The sequence below is a fragment of the Streptomyces sp. NPDC055400 genome (genome assembly GCF_053644375.1).
On record NZ_JBSHLM010000001.1, the window covers coordinates 943,819 to 966,097 of the forward strand.

Consider the following 22,279-nt stretch of genomic DNA (forward strand, 5'->3'; position numbering starts at 1 on the left):
CACCACTGCGTGGCGGGCGTCGCCGAGCGTACGGGACGGGACGGCCCGCGCGCCAGGGATTTGTTCCGGCGGGCCGCCCGGACGACGGCCGCGGTGCGGGCCGGTGGAATCGGAATCGCCCTCTCCAGCGCTTCCCGCGGATACTTACCGACCAGTAATGTTGCGGGCGTCAGGCTCCCGATCCTCCCTGGAGGCCCCGTGCCCCGATCACCTGCCGGACCCGACGCCGAGACCGGTTCCCGCTGCGGCCCGGCGGCCTGTTCCAAGCCCCGTTCGTCGTCGGCGCGCAGGGCACTCGCGCTCGCCGGGCTGCTCGCCGGTGCCGGGGTGACTCACTTCGTCGCCCCGAAGTCCTTCGACGCCACGGTGCCCCGTGCACTGCCGGGCTCCGCGCGCGCGTGGACGTACGCGAGCGGCGCCGTCGAGCTCGCGCTCGCGGCCGGCATCGCGCTGCCGTGGACGCGCCGCGGGGCCGCACGGGCCACGGCCGCGTTCTTCGTGGGCGTCTTCCCCGCCAATGTGCAGATGGCGGTCGACTGGCGCGACAAGCCCGCGCCGCTGAGGACCGCGGCCCTCGTGCGGCTTCCCCTTCAGGTGCCGCTCGTCCTGTGGGCGCGCGGCGTGGCCAGGGCCCAGGAGGCCGGATCATGAGCAAGCGCGTCGAAGTGGGCGACACCGTCGAGGACTTCACCCTGCCGGACGAGAGCGGCACCCCGACGCGGCTGTCGGAGCTGCTGGGCGAGGGTCCCGTCGTCCTGTTCTTCTACCCGGCGGCCATGACGCCCGGGTGCACGGCCGAGGCCTGTCACTTCCGGGATCTCGCGGCCGAGTTCGCGGCCGTCGGCGCGCGGCCCGTGGGCGTCAGCTCCGATCCGGTGGAGCGCCAGGCGGAGTTCGCCGGGAAGCACACGCTCGGCTTCCCGCTGCTCTCGGACGCGGAGGGCGAGGTGCGCGAGCGGTTCGGGGTCGCGCGCGGCTTCTCGATCGCGCCGACCAAGCGGGCCACGTTCGTGCTCGGCCAGGACCGCGTCGTCCTCGAAGTGGTCCGCAGCGAGTTCCGGATGAGCGCCCACGCCGACCGCGCGCTCGCGGCGCTGCGCGAGCGGGCGGCCTGAACGCAGGTGGACCGGGCGAGCGCCGGGCCGGCACTCGCCCGGATCCGGCGAACCCTGCCTGATCCGGACGAAAGGCCCTAGCCGGCCGGGGCCGGCTCCGGAGCGAGGCTGTCCATGAACGAGCTGACGGAGAACACGGCGCGGCCGGCGCCCGCGGGGCCGTAGCCGGGAGGCGAGGAGAGGCCGTACTCCTCCATCGTGGAGCGGTAGGCCTCCAGGAGCCTGATGTGGTACTCCGGCGGCGCGCCCTGCGGGTTGGCCTTGCCGAGCGGGGTCGTCGGCTCGGGGCACCAGGTGGTGAAGCGGGGCGTGATGCCGTGCGACATGAAGAAGCGCAGGCCCTCGGTGGTGGAGGCGATGGCCTCGTCGACGGTGGCGAAGCCGGAGGGCTCGGCCATCTCGACGCCGGCCACGAAGTTCGGGATCACATTGCGCGCACCGAAGACGTCCGCCGAGTCGAGGATGCGCTTGTGCCACTCGTCGCGGCCGACGTAGCGCTCCTTGCCGGGGCAGTACAGCTCGAACAGACGGCGGTCCCACACCTCGTAGTTGGGGTGGTAGATCTGCACGCCGTAGTCCTTGAAGCGCTGCACGTCGTCCTTGGGCAGCGCCTGGGCGACGACCTTGCCGATCCAGCGGCCGGGGAAGTGCTCCTCGATGGCCTTCGCGTACAGGCCGTAGAAGTCGGCCTCGTCGCGGCCCTGGAGCTTGGAGGTGATCGCGCCGCCGGTGAGCGTGTAGGCGGTGGACGCCTTCGTGGTGTCGTACTTGTCGATGATCTCGAGGGCTTCGAGGACCTCGTCGACGTCCTTGACGCCGGTGTACGGCCGGCCGGCCGCCTTGTGCTGGCGCCAGTTGTGGTTGATGTCGCAGTACTGGCACTCCTCCTTGGCGCCGAAGTACTGGCAGACGCGGAAGACCGTCAGATAGATCAGGTAGCCCCACTGGATGGTGGGGGCCACCTCCATGACCGACTTCCCGTTGGAGAGCTTGTGCCGGTAGTACTCCGGCATCGGCGGGACGCCGACGTCCGAGATCCGCTTCCCGTCGAGGTAGAGCCCGAGCATCCCGCCCTCGTCGGCCGCGACCCGGTAGGGCGACGAGGGGTTCACGCGGACCGAGACGACCGTGCGCCGCAGGTCGTACGGGCCGCCGGTGAGGATGATCTCCTCCGGCGGGCGGCGCAGTGCGGCCTCGCCGAGCTCGGGAAGCGTGCCGTGGTCGAAGGAGAAGATGAAGTACGACTTCGGCTTGACGTCACCGGACTCGTTGTCGCTGAGCGCGGATTTGTCGAACGCCACGCCGCCGCGCAGCAGGTCCTCCTTGAACACCGCTTCCCGCGGCACGTGCGGGAAGCGCTCCATCAGGTCCTCGACCAGTGCCGTGCGGCTCTGCATCCCGTACTCCTCGCTCCCAGACCAGTGCTCGAGAACTCACGGTATGCCCCCGCTTGCCGGTCAGCCCTGCCGGGTCCCCGCGCGCGCCACGATGTGTGCCGGGGCGGTGATGCCGGGCGGCAGCAGCGGATCGGCGGTGGGCGCGCCCCAGCGGGAGGTCAGGGGCAGGGTGCCGGCCCACAGGCCGAGGGCGGCGTCGGGCCCGTCGCCGTCGTCGGGAGCGCCCGAACGGATCTTGACGGAGGCCTCGTCGAGGGACAGCACCAGGAGGGTGGTGGCGGCCAGTTCCTTGCGGCTCGGCTGCCTGGCGTACGTCCACTGGCCCGGGGTCGCGTGCTCGGTGAGGCGGCGCAGGCCCGCCAGTTTCTCGTCGGGGTCGGTGACCGCCTGCGGTACGCCGTGGATCATCGCGCTGCGGTAGTTCACGCCGTGTTCGAAGACGGAGCGGGCGAGGACCAGACCGTCGACGTGGGTGACGGTCACGCATATCGGCGCGTCGGGTTCGGCGGCCAGACTGCGGCTCGCCACCGATCCGTGCAGGTACAGCCGGGTGTCGTCGCGGCCGTAGACCGTGGGGACGACGACGGGGCGGCCGTCGACGAGGACGCCGAGGTGGCAGACGAACCCCGCGTCGAGGATCGCCTCGAGGTCGGAGCGTTCGAGGCTGGCCTGCTCGCGGAGCCTGCTGTGGCGGGTGCACTCGGTCTGCGGCAGCGTGCGCGACAGCGTTGTCGCGATGTCGGTCTGGGTCATGCGGTCGGACGGTACTCCGTGGCGATCGCCCCCTCGCGGGCGGGGACTTCTGACAACCCTTTTCAAACCCCTTGTCGAAAGCATGCGAGCGGCCGTAGCGTCGAAGGGGGCCGGCGGGAATTCGAAGACAGGCCCCAGGAACAGAGGGGACACGGTGAAGCGCACATCCCGCGACATCAGGACGGCGAACCGGTACGCGGTGCTGCGCCACCTCATCGCCAAGTCCCCCGCTTCCCGGGGCGAGTTGGCGGCGGCGGCCGGGCTCAGCCAGGCGACGGTCGCCACGCTCGTGGGTGAGCTCACCGCGCTCGGCCTGCTCGTCGAGGTCGGCTTCGAGGAGTCCGCGGGCGGGCGTCCGCGCTCGCTGGTCGCGGTGGACGCGGCGGGCGGCGCCCTCATCGGCGTCGACGTGGCCGAGACGTACGTGCACGCGGAGCTCTTCGATCTCGCCCTGGGCGTCGTGGCGCGCGCGGAGGAGGAGCTGCGGCCCGGCGAGTCCGCCCCGGAGCAGGTCGTCGGCCGGATCGCCGCGGCGGTCGGGGCCGTGGTCGCCGCCGCGGGGACGCATCGCCCGCCCCGCGTGCTCGGGGTGGGCGTCACGATGCCGGGGCAGGTCGACCGCGAGCGCGGTGTCGCCGTGCGCGCCGCCAACTGGGGCTGGCGCGACGTGCCCCTGACCGCGCTGCTCGCCGAGCGCTTCCCCTACCCGGTCCACCTCGACAACCCGCTGCGGGCGGCCACGCTCGCGGAGCTGTGGTTCGGCGCCGCGCGCGGCCGCGACGACGCCGTGGTGATCAACCTCGGTACGGGCGTCGGCGCGGGCCTCGCGCTCGGCGGCTCCCTGCACCGCGGTGTCACCAACAGCGCCGGAGAGTGGGGCCACACCACGCTCGTCCTGGACGGGCGGCCGTGCCGCTGCGGCGACAGCGGGTGCGTGGAGGCGTACGTGGGCGCGCCCGCCATCATGCGGACGCTGCGTGAACTCGCGCCAGAAAGCGCCCTGTTGACCGACGACGACCAGACCGCGACGATCGGCGCGCTCGGCCGCGCGGCCGCCGGCGGCGATCCGGTGGCGCTGCGGGTCGTCCGGGAGACCGCCCGCCATCTCGGCGCCGCCGTCGCGGACCTGGTGAACCTGCTCAACCCCGAAGTGATCGTGCTCAGCAGCTGGGTGGCGGCCGCGCTCGGCACGCCCCTGCTGGCCGAAGTGCGCGAGGCCGTCGCGCGGCACGCCCTGGGCAGCCCGTTCGCGGCCACCGAGATCGTCCTGTCCCCGATACCGACCGACCCCGTGAGCCTGGGCGCGGCGACCTTCGCGCTGGAAGGCGTGCTGTCGTCGCCGGGCCTGACCGGCACCACCCTCACCCCGCACACGAGCTGACCGTCAAGGAGAACGATGTCCCTCCCCGAGGTGTCCCTCCCTGAGGAATCCGCACTCCCCTACTACGAGCAGGTGTCCCCCGGGACCGGCGGTGTCGCGCCGCGCTCCTGGTACGCCGCCTCCGACGCCAAGTCTCTTTCCCTCAACGGCCCGTGGCGCTTCCGCCTCGCGGCGACGGCCGACGGTCACGACGAGTCCTTCGCCCGCCCCGGCTACGACGCGTCCGCCTGGACTGATCTGACGGTGCCGGGGCACTGGGTGCTCCAGGGCGACGGGGCCTACGGGTCACCCGCGTACACGAACACTCTCTACCCGTTCCCCGTCGACCCGCCGCGCGTCCCGACCGAGAACCCGACCGGCGACCATCTGCGCGTCTTCGACCTGCCGGACGACTGGCCCGCGCCGGGAGCGACCGTGCTGCGCTTCGAGGGGGTCGAGTCGTGTGCGCGGGTCTGGCTGAACGGCGAGGAGCTCGGCGAGTTCAAGGGCTCGCGGCTGCCGCACGAGTTCGCCGTCGAGGGGCTGCTGCGCGCGAAGGGAAACGTCCTGGCCGTACGCGTCCACCAGTGGTCGTCCGGCTCCTACCTGGAGGACCAGGACCAGTGGTGGATGCCCGGCATCTTCCGTGAGGTCACGCTGCTGCACCGGCCCGACGGCGCGGACGCCGACTTCTTCGTCCACACCGCGTACGACCACCGCACCGGAGAGGGCACGCTGCGCGTCGAGGCAGACGCGGGAGGCCGCGTGAGCGTGCCCGAACTCGGCGTCGACGTCGGGGCCGGGGAGTCGGTGACGCTGCCGGTTCAGCCGTGGACGGCCGAGACGCCGCGCCTGTACGCGGGTGAACTGGCCACGCCGGGCGGGGAGATCATTCCCTTCCGTGCCGGATTCCGGACGGTCGTCGTGGAGGACGGCGTCCTCAAGGTCAACGGGAAGCGGATCCTCTTCCGCGGCGTCAACCGGCACGAGTTCCACCCGGAGCACGGCCGCACCGTGGACGAGGAGACGATGCGCCACGACGTCCTCCTCATGAAGCGGCACAACATCAACGCCGTGCGGACCTCGCACTACCCGCCCCACCCCGCCTTCCTCGACCTGTGCGACGAGCTCGGCCTGTGGGTGATCGACGAGTGCGACCTGGAGACGCACGGCTTCACCCACGAGCGGTGGAACGGCAATCCGGTCGCCGACGAGCGCTGGACCCCGGCGCTCCTCGACCGGGCCGCCCGCATGGTGGAGCGCGACAAGAACCACGCGTCGGTGATCATCTGGTCCCTCGGCAACGAGTGCGGCACGGGCGCGGGCCTGACCGCGATGGCCGGCTGGATCCGCGACCGCGACCCGTCCCGCCCACTGCACTACGAGGGCGACGCGTCGTGCGCCGACACCGACGTCTACTCGCGGATGTACGCGGACCACGCCGAGGTCGAACGCATCGGACGATACGAGGACGAGGGACCCGAGGCGCGCCGCGAACTCCCCTTCATCCTGTGCGAGTACGCGCACGCGATGGGCAACGGACCCGGCGGGCTCTCCGAGTACCAGCGCCTGTTCGAGACGTACGACCGGCTCCAGGGCGGGTTCGTGTGGGAGTGGATCGACCACGGCCTCGCTGACGAGCGGTACGGGTACGCGTACGGCGGTGACTTCGGCGAGGAGCTGCACGACGGCAACTTCGTCTGCGACGGTCTCCTCTTCCCCGACCGCACGCCCTCGCCCGGGCTCGTCGAGTACAAGAAGGTGATCGAGCCGGTCCTGATCGAGGGCGACGGGACGGCCGGCACGGTCCGCGTCACGAACCGCCACGACTTCGCGGACCTCGCCGCACTGGCCTTCACCTGGTCGTACGAGGTGGACGGCGCACCGGTGGAGTCGGGCCCGCTCTCCGTGCCGACGCTCGCGCCCGGCGAGAGCGCGGACGTCAAGCTGCCCGCCCCGCCGGACGCGGCGCGGGGCGCGGAGACACAGTGGTCGGTACGGGCGGCGCTGGCCGACGACACCGCGTGGGCGGACCGGGGTCATGTGGTGGCGTGGGGTCAACTCGCCGTGTCGGGACGGCAGTCGGTCGTTCCCGCGAGTGGGGTGTCGCCCGTGCGGGACGCGGACGTCATCACGCTCGGCCCGGCTGCCTTCGACGCACGGACGGGCGAGCTGCACAGCGTCGGACAGGTGCCGGTCACCGGGGTGCGCCTCGACGTGTGGCGGGCGCCGACCGACAACGACAACGGCGCCGACTGGCAGGCGGACCGGCGGTTCGGCCCGCTGTGGCGCGCGGCCGGTCTGCACCGCATGCGGCACCGCCTGGACCGATTGACCCTGGAATCAGGCGGGTTGACGGTGCAGACCCGGGTGGCACCCGCGGCCGGGCAGTTCGGACTCGCCACGGAGTACCGCTGGACGGCGGACGGCGCGGGCCGCCTGACCCTCACGGTCTCGGTGGCCCCCGAGGGCGACTGGCAGGTGCCGCTCCCCCGCCTGGGCGTCCGCCTCGGTCTCCCGTCGTCCGCGACGCACGCGCGCTGGTTCGGCGGCGGCCCAGGCGAGGCCTATCCGGACACGCGGGCCGCGTCGCGGCTCGGCCGGTGGGAGGCGTCCCTCGACGAACTCCAGACGCCGTACGTGCGTCCGCAGGAGAACGGTGCGCGGGCGGATGTCCGCCGGGTGGAGATCGGCGGCCTGCGGATCGACGGCGAGCCCGAGTTCTGGTTCACGGCCCGCCGCTGGACGGCCGAACACCTCGACGCGGCCGGGCACCGCACGGACCTGGTGGCCGGGGACACGGTGTGGGTGAACCTGGACCACGCCCAGCACGGCATCGGCTCCCAGTCCTGCGGCCCGGGCCCGCTGCCGCAGTACGTGCACGAGGTGGCCCCGGCCACGTTCGCCTTCACGTTCTCGGCGGCGGGGTGAGCCATGGGCCAAGGCCTGTCCCGTACCCGGGAGTTGAGGGTGCGGGCAGGCCGGAGCCGCGGACCTGCGCGACCCGGCGAAGATCCTCCAGGACGCCGCGGGCACCATCGACCTGGACGCGCCGGTCGCGCTCGGTCTCGTGGCGATCCTGCACTTCATCGAGGACGCGGAGGCGTACGACATCGTGCGCACGCTGGTGGACGCACTGCCGGTGGGCAGCGCGCTGTTCCTGAGCCACCTCACCTCCGACCTGAACGCCGAGAAGATCGCCACGGTGGCCGAGACGTACCACGAGCGCGGCTTCACGTTCGTGCTCCGCTCGGCGGACGAGGTGCGCCGGTTCTTCACGGAGAACGGCCTGAAGATCGTCGAGCCGGGCATCGTGCCCGCCCATCGCTGGCGGCCCGACCACGTCGCCGACCACGACGGGGGCACCGGGCGCGACGAGGCGTACCTGGCGAGCCTCGACCCGATCGAGCAGACGATGTACCGCGACATCAACGACGTCACCGACGACGACATCAACGTGTACGCGGCGGTGGCCTTCAAGCGCTGATCCGGTTCTCCAACGGGGCAGCAGTTGCTGTTCATTGAAGACGTGTGAGCGTGTTGGGGCATGCGCGAGAGTCCTCGGCTGCCACCCGTACGAGGACCGGAGGGGAACGGCAGTCCTCGCATCGAATGCGTGACCTCTGGGGAGTGGCGGCCGTCGGGTGCTGTGACGGCATCTTCAACGCAGGTGGGGGTGATGAGGTGGGCGGGCTGCGGGAGTTGGCGGCGACGTTCGTGGTGCCGGGACCGTCGGGCGTGGCGATCCGTGACCGGCTCAAGGGCCTCACCACCGGGGACGAGGAGGTGCTGCGGCTGGTCGGCGACCACCTCGGGTCGCTCGCGTCCCGGGATCTGAGGGCCCGATGTGCGGCCGGCCTGGACCACGACGCCGGGCGGTGGGCCGAGCGTAAACGGACGTTGACCGGCCAGTCCTCGTCGCGGTGGGCGGGTTCACTCACGAAGGCCACCCATGATCAGTGGGCACTGGCCCGGCGTGGCCAGGCCGCGCACCTCCACAGCCTGGAAACCGGGATCCAGACGGTCCGGCACCGGTTGTCGCTCCCGGTCGGGGCGAAAGGCTCCAAGCGGGACGCGGGCGGCTACCGCAGTGCGCGCGAGTGGTTTGCCAAGTCGCGCCGCCTGCGGGTGCTGGAAGACCGGCTGGATCGGGAGCGCGCCGACCGGGAGACGGGCCGGGTGCGGGTGGTGCGCGGCGGGAAACGGCTGCTGAACACCCGGCACCACCTGGAACAGGCCCAGCTCACCGACGTGGAGTGGCGCGCCCGGTGGGAAGCGTCGCGCCGCTTCCTGCAGGAGGACGGCGAGTCCGGCAAGCGGTACGGCAACGAAACCCTCCGGGTCAGTCCGGACGGCGAGGTCAGCATCCGACTCCCGGCCCCGCTCGCCCACCTCGCCAACGCCCCGCACGGCCGGTACGTCCTCACGCCGACTGTCTCGTTCCCGCACCGGGGAGACGCCTGGCGCGACCGCGTCACCGCGAACCGGGCGGTGGCCTACCGCATCCACGAAGACATCCAGCGCGAGCGCTGGTACCTCACCGCCTCCTGGACCATCCCTCCGGCCCAGATAGTCCCCCTGAGTGCCGCCCGCGCGACCGGTCTGATCGGCGTCGACACCAACGCCGACCATCTGGCGGCCTGGCGACTGGACGAGCACGGCAACCCGGTCGGCTCCCCGCGCCGGTTCGACTACGACCTCACGGGGGCAGCGCCGCATCGTGACGCCCAGGTCCGGCACGCCTTGATCCGCCTGCTGCACTGGGCCAAGCGGTACGGCCTGGCGATCGCGGTCGAGGACCTGGACTTCACCGCAGAGAAGACCCGGGAGAAGCACGGTGGCCGCAAACGGTTCCGCCACCTGATCTCCGGCATGCCCGTCGCATGCCTGCGAGCCCGCCTCGTATCCATGGCCGCCGAACTCGGCATCCCCCTGGTCGCCGTCGACCCCGCCTACACCTCGAAATGGGGCGCCCAGCACTGGCGAAAGCCCCTAACCAGCAGCAAGCGCAAGACCACCCGCCACGACGCAGCCGCCGTGGCGATCGGAAGACGCGCCCTGGGGCACCCGATCCGGCGACGGACGACACCGCCCCGTACCCACCAGAGTGATGGGTACGGGCATCGGACCGTCCAGGCCGGAACGGAAACCCCGGAGCGTGAGGGACCTCGCCCCCGCATTCCCGGACCACGCACCAGATGTGTGTCGCCCGGAAGCGGAGCGAACGCGGGGAACCAGAACCCCCAACACCGTTCGGGGCGTTCGGCTGAGCACGAGACCTGGCGACAGGACTCACTCCCGCTCAGTCCCTAGGAACGGTTAGCGTCGTCGTATGACGTCACCTCCTCTTGCCGAAGCCCTCGCCGCGGGGCCGGTCGTCCTGGACGGCGGGCTCTCCAACCAGCTGGAGTCCGCCGGGTACGACCTGAGCGACGAGCTGTGGTCGGCGCGGCTGCTCACCGAGCGGCCCGGGGCGATCGTGGCCGCGCATCTCGCGTACTACGAGGCGGGGGCCTCGGTGGCGATCACGTCGAGCTACCAGGCGACGTTCGAGGGGTTCGCGCGGCGCGGGGTCTCCCGCGAGCGGGCCGCCGAACTCCTCGCCCTGAGCGTCGAGTTGGCGCGCGAGGCGGCCCGGAGCGCGGAGGCGAAGGGGGTGCCGGGTCCCCTGTGGGTGGCCGCGTCGGCGGGCCCGTACGGGGCAATGCTTGCCGACGGTTCGGAGTACCGGGGCCGCTACGGCCTGACGGTGGCCGAGCTGGAGGCCTTCCACCGGCCCCGGCTCGACGCCCTCGCCGCGGCCGGGCCGGACGTGCTCGCCCTGGAGACCGTGCCGGACACCGACGAGGCGCTGGCTCTGCTGCGGGCCGTGCGGGGGCTCGGCGTCCCGGCGTGGCTGTCGTACAGCGTCGCCGGTGACCGCACCCGCGCCGGGCAGCCCCTGGAGGAGGCGTTCGCGCTCGCTGGCGACGCGGACGAGATCGTCGCGGTGGGCGTCAACTGCTGTGCCCCCGAGGACGTCGAACCCGCGGTGGCGCTGGCCGCGCGCGTCACGGGGAAGCCGGTGGTGGCCTATCCGAACAGCGGCGAGTCCTGGGACGCGGAAGCTCGCGGCTGGCGGGGCGCGGCCACGTTCACCGTGGACCGCGTGGCCGGCTGGGAGCGGGCCGGGGCACGGCTGATCGGAGGCTGCTGCCGGGTGGGCCCTGGCCGGATCGCGGCGCTTGCGACGGCGGTACGTCGCTGAGCGGCGCGGGCCGGCGGCCGGGCGCAGGTTCGGCGCGGCGGTGTCCGATTCGTTCAAGACCGGTGCGGGGGCGCGTGCCTACGGTGGGGCCATGACCGAGATCACCGCACGATTCGACGCCATCGGCGTCGTCGTCTCCGACATGGCCGCCGCCGTCACGTTCTACCGCCGCCTCGGCCTCGCGTTCCCCGAAGGAGCCGAGGAGCAGCCGCACGCGGAGGCCGTCCTGCCCGGCGGGCTTCGCGTGCTGCTCGACACCGAGGAGACCGTGAAGTCGTTCCACCCGTCCTGGCGGGCGCCAGAGCGTGGCGCCTCCCGGCACGGGCTCGCCTTCCACTGCGGCGACGCGGCCGGGGTGGACGCCGTGTACGAGGAGCTGGTGGCCGCCGGGTACGACGGCGAGCTCAAGCCGTGGGACGCGTTCTGGGGCCAGCGGTACGCCGTGGTCCTCGACCCGGACGGGAACGGGGTCGACCTGTTCGCACCGCTGGCCACCACCTCTTAAGAAGCGTCCTCTTAAGAAGCGTCCGCCCGGCTACGGCGCGTTCGCCCGGCGCTTGCGCACGCCGTCGAGCAGCCGGGCGCGCTGGTCCCCGGACGTCGCGAGGTCGACGCCGACGAGGGCGAGGGCCGTCGCCCCGTCGAGCACCGCGAGGTCGGCGCCCGGGGTCTTGCCGTGGGCGGTGAACTCGGGGGTGTGCTGCTTGGCGCCGCCCGTGTCGTAGCCGACCGTGGGGTGGATCGTGGGGATGCGCTGCGAGACGTTGCCCATGTCGGTCGACGCCATCGTCTCGCCGTGCAGCGAGGTGACGGTACGGCCCAGCTCGCCGGCGGCCCTCGCGTAGGACCGGGTCATCTCCTCGTCCTGGCGCAGATCGGCGAAGTCCCTTCCGTGCGCGCTCACTTCCAGCCCGGCGCCGGTGGCGAGCGCGCCCGCCTCGAAGCACGCCCTGACGCGCTGCCAGGCCTCGGCGAGCTGCTCCACGGTTCGCGCCCTGACCTCGTAGCGCGCGGCGGTGCGGGCGGGGATGACGTTCACTGCCTGGCCGCCGTCGGTGACGATGCCGTGCACGACGACGCCGGGCGGCAGCTGCTGGCGCAGGAGGCCGACCGCGGTCTGGGCGACGGTCATGGCGTCGAGCGCGTTGACGCCCTCCCAGGGGGCGAGCGCGGCGTGCGAGGGCCGGCCCCGATAGGCGAGGTCCCAGGCGCCGATGGCCAGCGAGGAGGCGCCCACGGTGTCGTCGGGGGCGGCGTGCACCATCATCGCGGCGGCGACGTCGTCGAAGATCCCGGCGTCCATCAGGAGCACCTTGCCGCCGATGTCCTCCTCGGCGGGCGTGCCGATCAGCTTGACGGTGACGCCGAGCTCGTCGGCGACGGCGGCGAGGCCGAGCGCGGCGCCGACGGACGCGGCGCCGTTCACGTTGTGCCCGCAGGCGTGGCCGATGCCGGGCAGGGCGTCGTACTCGGCGCAGAACGCGATGACGAGGCCGCCGGTGCCGTAGGTGGCGAGCACCGCGGTGGCCAGTCCGCCGGCGCCGCGGGTGACGTCGAACCCGGCGCCCTCCATGAGGTCGGCGATCCGGGCCGCCGCGCGGTGTTCCTCGAGGGCGGTCTCGGGATCGTCGTGCAGGGCGTGGCTGAGTCCCACGACCTGCTCGCGCCAGTTCCGTACGGCGGCGGTCACGGCCTTGCGCGCGGTCAGGGCGTCGGTCATGCGAGGTCTCCGCTCGGGGCGAGGTGCTGTACGGGTGCGGCGGTGTCGGCTTGCGGCGCGCGGTAGCGCAGGGCGAGGGCGGTGCCGACGGCGGCGGCGACGGCGCAGGCGCCCCAGCCCCACAGGTAGCCGGACTCCGCGATGCGCGTGGTGCCGGGCACGGCGTGGGCGGTGAAGAAGCCGCCGATGACGGCGGCGCCGATGGCCGCGCCCAGGGAGAGGGCGAGTTCGTTGAGGCCGACGGCGAGCGCGGTCTCGTGCTCCTGGACGACCTCCGCCGACAGGGTCCGCGTGATCGACTCGAAGAGCCCGGTCGCCAGGCCCACGACGAGGGCCGACGCCACGTACTGGGCGAGGCTGTCGTGGAAGAGGGCCATGCCGGCGAAGCCGAGCGCGACGAGGACGCCGCCCGTGGCGAGCACGGCGCGGTCGCCGATGCGCCGGGCGAGGCGCGGCGTCAGCGTGGATCCGGCGAATCCGGCCACGACCATGGCGAGCGAGATCGTGGCGATGGCCTGCGGACCCATGTCCATGCCGTAGCCGTTCTCGGACCGCGAGGAGCCGAGGAAGAGGGCGTTGGCGCCGAGGAAGCCGATCGTGCCGAACGCGGCGCAGAACGTGTAGCCGCTGACCACCGCGAGCCGCGGGTTGGCCAGCATACGGACGCTGACCAGCGGGTTCTCGGACCGGCGCTCGACGGCCACCCAGGCCGCGAGGACCGCGACGGCCACGACGGCGAGCCCGGTCGTGCGCGCCGAGCCCCAGCCCCACGTACTGCCCTGCGCGAGGACGAGGACGAGCCCGACGAGGCCCGCGGTGAGCAGCGCCGCCGCACCGTAGTGGAAGCGCCCTCCGCGCGGGATGTCGCTGTCCGGCAGTACGAGACCGGCGACGACGGCGAGCACGGCGACGGGGACCGCGGTCCACAGACCCGCCTGCGCGTGTCCCTCGCTGAGCGCGCCGGCCACGAGACCGCCGACGCCGATCGCGATGAGCAGGACGCCCACGAGGAGGGAGATCCCGGTGCGGTTCTGCTCCGGGGCGCGGGAGCGGAGGATGCCCACGAGGAGCGGGAAGAAGCCGACGAGGGCGCCCTGGAGGGTGACGCCGACGGCGAGGGTCACGGCGGACGGCCACGCGGCGATCAGGAGCGAGCCGCCCGCCACCATCGCGAGCGCCACCCGCAGCAGCCTGCGGTGTCCGTACAGGTCACCGAGCCGGGACAGCAGCGGCGTCAGCACGGCGCAGGCCAGCTGGAAGAGCAGGTAGATGTTGTTCTGCCCGACGGTGCCGATGTGCAGGCTCCGGCCGACCTCGGGGAGGAGCGGGGTGAGGTAGCCCTGGACGATGCCGCTGAACAGGACGACGACGGCCATCGTCGCGACCATGGCCGGGCCTGAGCTGACCGCTCTCGGCCCGCGTCCCGTTCCCGTTATGTGCGTGGACACAGCTTCACCTCTGGGTCTTCTGGTGGCCGGAACCGAATGTGGTCGCTACTGTGCGGGCCGAGGCACGGGCGGCCCCGAATATTCATGGATTCGTACGTACGGAGTGCTTGTGATGCGAGAAACGGTCACCGCCAGCGAGCTCGACCTCGCTCTGGTGAACGCCCTCCAGCTGCGGCCCCGGGCGTCCTGGTCGGAGCTCTCCCCGCTGCTCGGCGTGACGGCGGGCACGCTGGCGCGGCGCTGGGAGCGGCTGACGCGGGCGGGGCTCGCCTGGGTGTACGCGGCGCCGGGCCGTGAGTTCACCCGCAACCGCTGCACGGCGTTCGTGCTGTTGCGCTGCCGGCCGCAGGAGCGGTCGCGGCTGCTCGCCCGGCTGAGCGCGCTCCCGGAAGCGGTGACGATCGAGGTGACCGCGCCGGGCAGCTCCGACCTGCTGCTCGACGTGCTCGCCCCCGACCTGCCCTCGCTCAGCCGCTTCCTCACGCAGGAGCTGGAGCAGCTGCCGGGGATCGTGTCGGTCAGCGCGCTGCTCGCCACGTCGCTCTACGTCGAGGGCAGTCGCTGGCGGCTGCGCTCCCTCGACCCGTCGCAGCTCACGGCTCTCGGCAGCCTGAGCGCGGCGCAAGAACCGGCGCGCGGCCTCACACTCGATCCCGTGGACCGGGCCCTGCTCGGCGAACTCGTCCGGGACGGGCGGCTCGGTCTCGCCGAACTCGCCGAGCGCACCGACACCAGCCCGCCCACCGTGCGCCGCAGGCTGCGCCGCCTCACGGAATCGGCGGTCCTGACGTTCCGCTGCGACATCGCGTCCGCGCTCGCCGGGCACCCGGTCCCGGTGTCGCTGCTCGGCCGGGTCCCCGCGCGGGACATCGGCGCCGTCCACCGCACGCTCGCCGCGCTGCCGGAGTGCCGGCTCGTCGCGGCCGTCACGGGTCCCGCGAACATCTTCGCCACGCTGTGGGTGCACGACCTGGGAGACATCCAGCGCCGCGAGACCGCGCTCTGCGCCCGGCTGCCCACGCTCACGGTGACGGACCGCGTCGTCGGCCTGCACACGGTCAAGCGCATGGGTCATCTGCTCGACGAGGAGGGGCGCCGGGTCGGGATCGAGCCGATCGCTCCCTGGTAGTGGCGGCGGCTTCGTCAGACGAGGCGGGTCGGCGGAACGCCCGCCAACTCCCGTACGTCACGTGCCAGATGGGCCTGGTCGGCATAGCCCGCCCGCGCGGCCGTCTCGGCGAGCGGCACTCCCCCGCGGGCCAGCGCCAGGGCGCGTTGCAGGCGCAGGACGCGGGCCAGGGTCTTGGGTCCGTAGCCGAACGCGGCGAGGGAGCGCCGGTGCAGGCTGCGCGCGCCGAGTCCCGCTCTGTCGGCGGTCTCGGCGACGGTGCGGCCCGCGCCGAGCGACGTCACGATGTGCGCGAGGACGGGGTCGGGCGGCGCGGCTCCCCGTTCGAGAGCGACGGCTTCGAGGGCGGCGGCCGGGTCCTGTGCCGCGTCGACGCGTTCGGTCAGGCGCCGTACCTGGTCCGACGGCCACAGGTCGGCGAGGTCGACGCGCCGGTCACGCAGTTCGTGGGCCGGGACGCCGAGGAAGGCGGGCGCGGTGCCGGGGAAGAAGCGGATGCCCGCGATCCGGGTGGCACCGCTGATGCCGGACCGGTAGGCGTGCGTGTCCGGTCCGGCGACGAAGAGGCGTCCCTCGGTCCACAGCAGGTCCATGCAGCCGTCGGGCAGGACGTGCGCTTCGGGGCGGGGAGGGTCGCCTTCGGGGGTGACGGTACGGGTCCACAGGACCGCGCCCGCCACGCTCGGCGCCGCCCGCTCCCGGTACACGTCAGCCACGCCTTCGAGGCTACGCCGCGTCCGCGGGGTGGCGTCGGCCGGTCACTTGGGGTCGTGGTGGTCGTGGTCGCGCTGGTTGGGGTCCTGCGGATGGTCGCCGTTCTTGCGCACGTGCGAGCGCAGCCGGGACGACACGTCGTCCGGGGGCAGGAACTTCGACCAGCGCTCGGGGAACTCGGACGGCATGTCCGGGTCGTCCGTGTCGTCGATGCCGCCGTGCGCCTCGCGGGCGGCGGAGCGGGCGACGTACTCCGCGGCCTGCTTGGTCCGCCACCGCTCGTTCGCGGCGCGGGCGACCGCGGTCGCTACGGACGGCCAGACCCGGTCGATCGCCGCGTTCACCGCGGCGCCGACGAGCACCGCGAACGCCGATACGCCGATCCACAGGAGCACGGCGACGGGCGCGGCCAGGGACCCGTAGATGGTGGGGCCCTCGATGGTGCTGGTGATGTAGAGGCGGAGCAGGAAGCTGCCCGGCACCCACATCGCGAGGGCCACGAGGGCGCCGGGGACGTCCTCGATCCAGGGCGAACGCACGGGCACGGACACGTGGTAGAGCGTCGTCAGGAAGACCACGGACAGGAGGAGGACGACGGGCCAGTACAGGACCTGGACCACGGTCTCCGACCACGGGACCAGGGAGATCACCGCGTCCGGGCCCGCGATCATCAGCGGCAGCGCGACCGAGCCGACGATCAGCGCCACGAGGAACAGCAGGAAGGCGAGCAGGCGCGTCTTGACGATGCCGCGCACCCCGTCCAGCCCGTACATGACCGTCACCGTGTCGACGAACGTGGACACCGCGCGCGAGCCCGACCACAGCGAGAACAGGAAGCCGATGGAGATGACGTCCGGGCGCCCCCTCATCACGTCGTCGAGGATCGGCCGGGCGATCTCCTTCACGCCCTCGTCGGTCAGGACGGTGCGCGACGCCTCCAGGATGTTGTCCCGGACGCCGGCGATCGTGTGGGCGCCGGTCCAGGTGTCGACGTAGGCGAGCAGCCCGATGAGGGACAGGAGCAGCGGGGGCACGGACAGGAGGGTGAAGAACGCGGCCTCGGCCGCGAGCCCGAGGATGCGGTACTCCATGCACGAGTTGACGGTGTCCTTGAGCAGCAGCCAGGCGGTCCTGCGCTTCGAGACGTTGCGATAGAGGGCGCGGGCCCGGTGGAGTCGGCCTCGGCGTGGCCGATCTGGTGTTTCTTTTGCCTGGTGCACGTCCTTACCGTATCTGTCATGGCAGCCACCACCCACGCAGTGACCAACCAGGCTCCGCCCCTGGTGGGATATGACGTTTTTGCCGCGGACAGGGCTCTCGCCGAGGGGGTCGAACGGCATCTGGAGCCCTCGCTCGCGCCCGCGGTCCGCGAGGAACTCGGCGGCCTCGGCCGCGCCGCCGGTTCGGCCCAGGCGCAGGAGTGGGGCGTGCTCGCGAACGACAATCCGCCGACGCTGCACACCCACGACCGCTACGGGCACCGGGTCGACGAGGTCGCGTTCCATCCGGCCTGGCACCGGCTCATGGCCAAGGGCGTCTCGGCCGGGCTGACGTCGGCCTGGTCGCGGCCCGCCGGCCATCTGCGGCGCGCGGCCGCGTTCCTGGTGTGGAGCCAGGCCGAGGCGGGCCACACGTGCCCGCTGTCGATGACGCACGCGGCGGTGCCCGCGCTGCGCGCCGATCCGGCGCTGGCCGCCGAGTGGGAGCCCCGGCTGACGTCGACGGTGTACGACGCGGGGCTGCGGCCCGCCGCTCAGAAGGCGGGTGTCGTGTTCGGGATGGGCATGACGGAGAAGCAGGGCGGCAGCGACGTCCGCGCGAACACGACGCGGGCGACGCCGCTCGCCGAGGACGGGACGTACGAGCTGACCGGGCACAAGTGGTTCTGTTCGGCGCCCATGTCGGACGGGTTCCTCGTCCTGGCGCAGGCGCCGGAGGGACTCACGTGTTTCCTGCTGCCGCGCGTCCTGGAGGACGGCGCGCGCAACCCGTTCGCGATCCAGCGGCTCAAGGACAAGCTGGGCAACCGGTCGAACGCGTCGGCCGAGGTCGAGTTCGACGGGACGTGGGCGCGCCGGGTCGGGGACGAAGGGCGCGGGGTGCGCACCATCATCGAGATGGTCGCCGCCACGCGCCTGGACTGTGTGCTCGGTTCGGCCGCGATCATGCGGCAGGCCGTCGCGCAGGCGATCCACCACTGCACGTACCGCGAGGCGTTCGGCGGCCCGCTCGTCGACAAGCCGCTGATGCGCAACGTACTGGCCGACCTGGCGCTGGAGTCGGAGGCGGCGACGACGCTGGCGCTGCGGCTCGCGGCGGCCCAGGACGCCGTCCAGGACACCGGGTCCGAGCAGGAGCGGGACTTCCTGCGGATCGCGGTGCCGGCCGCCAAGTACTGGGTGACGAAGCGCTGTACGCCCGTGGCGGCGGAGGCCCTGGAGTGCCTGGGCGGGAACGGCTATGTGGAGGAGTCCGGCATGCCGCGGCTGCTGCGCGAGTCGCCGCTCAACTCGATCTGGGAGGGGTCCGGCAATGTGCAGGCCCTCGACGTGCTGCGCGCCTTGCAGCGTGAGCCGCAGGCACTCAACGCGTTCCTCCAGGAGGTGGGCAGGGCGCGCGGCGCCGATCACCGTCTCGACGGCGCCATCAGGGGCCTGCTGACCGAACTCGCCGACCTGGAGGGCATCGAGGCACGGGCGCGCCGGGTCGTGGAGCGGATCGCTCTCGTGCTCCAGGGTTCGCTGCTGGTGCGTCACGCGCCGCCGGAAGTCGCGGACGCGTTCTGCGCCTCGCGGCTCGGCGGGGACTGGGGTTCGGCGTTCGGCACGCTGCCGCACAGTCTGGACCTGCGGTCGGTCGTCGAGCGGGCGCGCCCTGTGAGCTGAGCGACCGGTTCGAGGTCACAGGCCTTGATCTGTGCGGATACGGGGGTGATGCTGCGCCGACACGGCATCACCCCCGCCCTTCAGGCCCCTTGAGGAGCTCCCGCGCCGCCGGAGCGGCACGGTTTCAGCTTCGACCGACGTACGGCTGTTCGCCAGAGTTGCAGAGGGTTGCAACTGTCGCGCTCCCCCTTTCGGCCCCACGAGGGCCGGCGAAGCGGCACGATATGCACACGTCCCCACGCACCGGTCTGTTCCAGGAGGACCTGTGACGCAGAAGAACTCGACCGTCGATCTGGGCCGGCTGTCCACGATGGACTTCTCGCTGGCCGCACGGCTCCTGAAGGGCGTCCGCGCCGCGACCCTGTCGGGGCAGCGGCCCCAGGTCCTGCCGCGCCCGGTGATCGGCGAGTCCTGGAACCGCATGCTGCGCAGCGGTGTCGACCCGGACCGTGACGTGCGGTCGGGCCTGCTGAACCTCGAGGAGCTCGAGGAGCGCCGCCAGGCGTCCGGGCTCACGGAGATCCTGCCGGTGCTGCGCGAGGCGCTGGTCACCGTCGCGGACGCGGCGCAGCACATCATGGTCGTGTCCGACGCGGACGGGCGCATCCTGTGGCGCGAGGGCAGCGCGGCGGTGCTGCACAAGGCCGACCGGCTCGGCTTCGAACTGGGCGCGGACTGGGCCGAGGAGACGGTCGGAACGAACGGGGTGGGCACGCCGCTCGTGACGCGGCGCCCGGTGCAGGTGTTCTCCGCCGAGCACTTCGTGGTGTCGCAGCACGCGTGGACGTGCACGGGGGCGCCGATCACGGACCCGCGCGACGGGCAGCTGATGGGCGTCGTCGATGTGAGCGGCCCGATGGAGACGATGCACCCGGCGACGCTCTCGCTCGTCGGGGCGGTGGCACAGCTCGCGGAGGCGCGGCTGCGGGAGCGTCATGCGGCGGCCCTCGACCGCTTGCGGGCCGTCGCGGCGCCGGTCCTCGCGCGGATCGGCGGCCGGGCGGTCGCGGTGGACGTCCAGGGCTGGACGGCGGCGGTGACCGGGATGCTGCCGGTGGACCGGATCGCGCTGCCCAAGTCGCTGTCCGGACTCTCCGAACTGTCGGAAGGGCGGGCCTGGGTCCCGACCCTGGGGATGTGTGCGGTGACGCCGCTGCCGGGCGGCTGGCTGCTGCGGCCCGACGGCCCGGGAGGGGCGGCCGAGCCGCTCGGCGGCACCCGCGTCGTGCTGGACGTGAGCAGGCCACGGCTCTGGTCGGTCACGGTGACGGACGGCACGCGGTCCTGGTCGCACGAGCTGAGCCCGCGCCACGCCGAACTCCTCTATCTGCTGGCCCTGCACCGCGGCGGGCGCAGCGCTTCGGGCCTCGCACAGGACATGTTCGGCGACCCGACCCGCACGGTGACGGTCCGCGCCGAGATGTCGCGGATACGGCGCTATCTCGGCAGCCTGCTCGGACACCGCCCGTACCGCTTCCACGAGGAGGCGGAGCTGGAAGTGGTGCTCCCGCAGAGCCCGGCGGACCTGCTGCCGCACTCGGTGGCGCCCGGGGTGCTGAGATCGCGCTCAACGCCTCCGCACTGACGCGACCCTCACAACAGCGGTGCTTTCAAGCGCAGTTGACCGGAGCGCGGAGCTCTCAGACCCGGGCCAGGATCACTGAGCGCGCGAGGTGGCGGGGCCGGTCCGGGTTGCGGCCGCCGGCCACCGCGACCGCCACCGCGAGGCGCTGCGTGCGTACCAGTTCGGCCAGCGGGTCGAGGCCGCCGGCCACCCACATGCCGCCGGTGGCGTGCACCTCGTCGGCCAGACCGGCGGGCGCGTCGCCGAGCATCCAGGTGACCGTGCCGCGGGTCGAGACGCTGATCGGGCCGTGCCGGTACTCCAGGGCCGGATAGGCGCCCGCCCAAGGGAGTTGGCTCTCGCGCATCTTGTGGGCCGCCTCGCCCGCGAGCCCCACGGTCCAGCCGCGGCCGAGGAACGTGAACTGTGCGCAGCCGACGAGCCACGGGGGCAGCGGCTCGGCGAGCGCGTCGTGCGCGTCGTCCACGACCTCCCGTGAGTGCAGTCCGAAGTGGGCGCGCAGCAGGGTGAGGGCCGAGGTCGGGAAGCGCGTCTGCACGACGGACTTCTCGTCGGCGAAGCCGAGGACGAGTGCGTCGTCGGCGGCGGACGCCACCGGGGTCGCGGCGTCTGTCGTGATCACGGTGGTCCTGACGCGTCCGCGCAGCCCGGAGAGGAGGCGGAGCACCTCGGTGGTGGCGCCCGAGCGGGTCAGGGCGACGACCCGGTCGTAGTGACGTCCGGCCGGGAACTCCGAGGCGGCGTGGGCGTGGGTCTCGCCGTGACCGGCGTCCTCGCGCAGCGCGGCGGCGGCCTGCGCCATGAAGAGGGAGGTGCCGCAGCCGACGATCGCGACCCGCTCGCCCGGCTCGGGCAGCAACGCCGCTCGGTCCAGGGCCAGTTCGGCCGCCCGGTCCCAGCACTCGGGCTGGCTGTGCAGCTCGTTCTCGATATGGCTCATGACGCACCCTCACATCCCAGCGCATGCTTGGTTGTGCAAGTTATAGCGCGTTTTCAAGCATTTGAGATCAGCCGGACCCGTCAAAGTCCGCCGGGAGTCCATGTGCGCACTCCAGAAGTCCATGCCCTTGCCCACCCGCCACGGCCGCCCTCTTGTCGACCACGCCCCTACGGGCACCCGGTCACACGCAGATGACGTCGATGCCCTGCGCCGCGATCTCCTCGACGAGCGCCTCGGGGGCGTCCTGGTCCGTCACCAGGATCGACACCGAGTTCAGCGCGCACACCTGGGCGAACGCCCGGCGGCCCAGCTTCGAGGAGTCGGCCACCACGATGACCGTGCCCGCGCGTTCGGCGAGCGAGCGGTTCGCGCTGGCCTCCGACTCGTCGTGCGTGGCCGCGCCGAAGCGCGGGTGGACCGCGTCCACACCGAGGATCGTGTAGTCGAGGGCAAGGCTCTGCAGGACGGACGTGACGAGCGGGCCGACGAGTTCGTACGAGCTCGGCCGGGCCACACCGCCCGTGACGACGATCTTCACATGGGGGCGGATCGCCAGTTCGTTGGCGATGTTGATCGCGTTGGTGACGACGGTCAGTGCGACGCCGCCGGACGTGCCGCCCGGGTCGGTGCGGACGGCCAGCTCCCTGGCCACCTCGGAGGTCGTGGTGCCGCCGTTGATGCCGACGACGGAGCCCGACGGGACGAGTTCGGCGACCGCCTTCGCGATCCGCTGCTTCTCGTCCGCCTTGCGGGCCGTCTTGTAGCGCAGCGGCAGATCGTAGGCGACGGAGCTGACCACGGCCCCGCCGCGGGTGCGGGTCAGCAGGGACTGCCGGGCCAGTTCGTCCATGTCGCGACGGACCGTGGCGGAGGAGCAGCCGAGCAGTTCGGCGGCCTCGGTGACATCGAGATGGCCCTGATTGCCCAGTATTTCCAGCAGTTGGGTCCATCGGGCGTGTGCGCCCACTTGTTCCTCCTCGCGACGC

The 22,279-nt window shown here is 72.7% G+C and carries 18 protein-coding genes and 1 pseudogene; 11 read left to right on the top strand and 8 right to left on the bottom strand.

What is annotated here, in order from left to right:
• Window positions 1-309 precede the first annotated feature (309 nt).
• Together ACWIGU_RS04220 and ACWIGU_RS04225 are read left to right on the top strand one after the other, a co-directional pair.
• Window positions 310-651: a DoxX family protein gene (locus tag ACWIGU_RS04220; RefSeq protein ID WP_454397289.1), complete on the top strand. Its 342-nt coding sequence runs from the start codon at window positions 310-312 to the stop codon at window positions 649-651.
• Window positions 648-1,115, top strand: a complete 468-nt coding sequence (locus tag ACWIGU_RS04225) for a peroxiredoxin (protein WP_454397166.1) — start codon at window positions 648-650, stop codon at window positions 1,113-1,115. The genes ACWIGU_RS04220 and ACWIGU_RS04225 overlap by 4 nt, the downstream gene beginning before the upstream one ends.
• 77 nt (window positions 1,116-1,192) lie before the next feature.
• Here the strand turns inward: ACWIGU_RS04225 and ACWIGU_RS04230 are convergent, their stop codons facing one another.
• Together ACWIGU_RS04230 and ACWIGU_RS04235 are read right to left on the bottom strand one after the other, a co-directional pair.
• A complete protein-coding gene (locus ACWIGU_RS04230; RefSeq protein ID WP_454397168.1) occupies window positions 1,193-2,512 on the bottom strand; it encodes a radical SAM protein in 1,320 nt (439 codons plus the stop codon).
• A gap of 60 nt (window positions 2,513-2,572) precedes the next feature.
• Window positions 2,573-3,265, bottom strand: a complete 693-nt coding sequence (locus tag ACWIGU_RS04235; protein ID WP_454397170.1) for a pyridoxamine 5'-phosphate oxidase family protein — start codon at window positions 3,263-3,265, stop codon at window positions 2,573-2,575.
• A gap of 154 nt (window positions 3,266-3,419) precedes the next feature.
• On the opposite strand from ACWIGU_RS04235, the gene ACWIGU_RS04240 reads away from it, so the two are divergent.
• The 6 genes and pseudogenes from ACWIGU_RS04240 (at window position 3,420) to ACWIGU_RS04265 (ending at window position 11,377) form a co-directional block, all read left to right on the top strand.
• Window positions 3,420-4,646 (top strand): ROK family transcriptional regulator, encoded by a 1,227-nt coding sequence (locus tag ACWIGU_RS04240; RefSeq protein ID WP_454397172.1) that lies wholly within the window; start codon window positions 3,420-3,422, stop codon window positions 4,644-4,646.
• 15 nt (window positions 4,647-4,661) lie between these two features.
• Window positions 4,662-7,556 (top strand): glycoside hydrolase family 2 TIM barrel-domain containing protein, encoded by a 2,895-nt coding sequence (locus tag ACWIGU_RS04245; protein WP_454397174.1) that lies wholly within the window; start codon window positions 4,662-4,664, stop codon window positions 7,554-7,556.
• Between the two features lie 58 nt (window positions 7,557-7,614).
• A pseudogene (locus ACWIGU_RS04250) lies at window positions 7,615-8,112 on the top strand (SAM-dependent methyltransferase); the annotation flags it as partial.
• A 197-nt stretch (window positions 8,113-8,309) separates the two neighbouring features.
• Window positions 8,310-9,938 carry an IS200/IS605 family accessory protein TnpB-related protein gene (locus ACWIGU_RS04255; RefSeq protein ID WP_454397176.1) on the top strand — a complete coding sequence of 543 codons (1,629 nt, stop codon included), beginning with the start codon at window positions 8,310-8,312 and terminating at the stop codon, window positions 9,936-9,938.
• Window positions 9,939-9,957: 19 nt separating this feature from the next.
• Entirely contained in the window at window positions 9,958-10,872 is a 915-nt protein-coding gene (gene mmuM / locus ACWIGU_RS04260) for a homocysteine S-methyltransferase (RefSeq protein ID WP_454397178.1), read from the top strand.
• Between the two features lie 91 nt (window positions 10,873-10,963).
• Complete coding sequence (locus ACWIGU_RS04265) at window positions 10,964-11,377, top strand: VOC family protein (RefSeq protein WP_454397180.1); 414 nt, start codon at window positions 10,964-10,966, stop codon at window positions 11,375-11,377.
• 30 nt (window positions 11,378-11,407) lie between these two features.
• On the opposite strand, the gene ACWIGU_RS04270 is transcribed toward ACWIGU_RS04265, so the two are convergent.
• A complete protein-coding gene (locus tag ACWIGU_RS04270) occupies window positions 11,408-12,592 on the bottom strand; it encodes an amidohydrolase (protein WP_454397182.1) in 1,185 nt (394 codons plus the stop codon).
• A complete protein-coding gene (locus tag ACWIGU_RS04275; RefSeq protein ID WP_454397184.1) occupies window positions 12,589-13,968 on the bottom strand; it encodes an MFS transporter in 1,380 nt (459 codons plus the stop codon). Before ACWIGU_RS04275 ends, ACWIGU_RS04270 begins: the two co-directional genes overlap by 4 nt.
• A 184-nt stretch (window positions 13,969-14,152) precedes the next feature.
• Here ACWIGU_RS04275 and ACWIGU_RS04280 point away from each other — a divergent pair, with 184 nt between their 5' ends.
• The gene (locus ACWIGU_RS04280) at window positions 14,153-15,169 is read left to right on the top strand and encodes an Lrp/AsnC family transcriptional regulator (RefSeq protein WP_454397186.1); all 1,017 of its coding nucleotides are present in this window, start codon (window positions 14,153-14,155) and stop codon (window positions 15,167-15,169) included.
• Between the two features lie 14 nt (window positions 15,170-15,183).
• On the opposite strand, the gene ACWIGU_RS04285 is transcribed toward ACWIGU_RS04280, so the two are convergent.
• Complete coding sequence (locus tag ACWIGU_RS04285; protein WP_454397291.1) at window positions 15,184-15,876, bottom strand: DUF6597 domain-containing transcriptional factor; 693 nt, start codon at window positions 15,874-15,876, stop codon at window positions 15,184-15,186.
• Window positions 15,877-15,927: 51 nt separating this feature from the next.
• Window positions 15,928-17,103: a YihY/virulence factor BrkB family protein gene (locus tag ACWIGU_RS04290; protein WP_454397188.1), complete on the bottom strand. Its 1,176-nt coding sequence runs from the start codon at window positions 17,101-17,103 to the stop codon at window positions 15,928-15,930.
• An 18-nt stretch (window positions 17,104-17,121) separates the two neighbouring features.
• Here ACWIGU_RS04290 and ACWIGU_RS04295 point away from each other — a divergent pair, with 18 nt between their 5' ends.
• Both ACWIGU_RS04295 and ACWIGU_RS04300 read left to right on the top strand, forming a co-directional pair.
• Complete coding sequence (locus tag ACWIGU_RS04295; RefSeq protein WP_454397190.1) at window positions 17,122-18,768, top strand: acyl-CoA dehydrogenase family protein; 1,647 nt, start codon at window positions 17,122-17,124, stop codon at window positions 18,766-18,768.
• Between the two features lie 310 nt (window positions 18,769-19,078).
• Window positions 19,079-20,353: a GAF domain-containing protein gene (locus ACWIGU_RS04300; RefSeq protein WP_454397293.1), complete on the top strand. Its 1,275-nt coding sequence runs from the start codon at window positions 19,079-19,081 to the stop codon at window positions 20,351-20,353.
• A 55-nt stretch (window positions 20,354-20,408) separates the two neighbouring features.
• Here ACWIGU_RS04300 and ACWIGU_RS04305 read toward each other — a convergent pair whose 3' ends face one another.
• Together ACWIGU_RS04305 and ACWIGU_RS04310 are read right to left on the bottom strand one after the other, a co-directional pair.
• Window positions 20,409-21,293: an SIS domain-containing protein gene (locus ACWIGU_RS04305; RefSeq protein ID WP_454397192.1), complete on the bottom strand. Its 885-nt coding sequence runs from the start codon at window positions 21,291-21,293 to the stop codon at window positions 20,409-20,411.
• 181 nt (window positions 21,294-21,474) lie between these two features.
• A complete protein-coding gene (locus ACWIGU_RS04310; RefSeq protein WP_454397194.1) occupies window positions 21,475-22,260 on the bottom strand; it encodes a DeoR/GlpR family DNA-binding transcription regulator in 786 nt (261 codons plus the stop codon).
• Window positions 22,261-22,279: the final 19 nt, after the last annotated feature.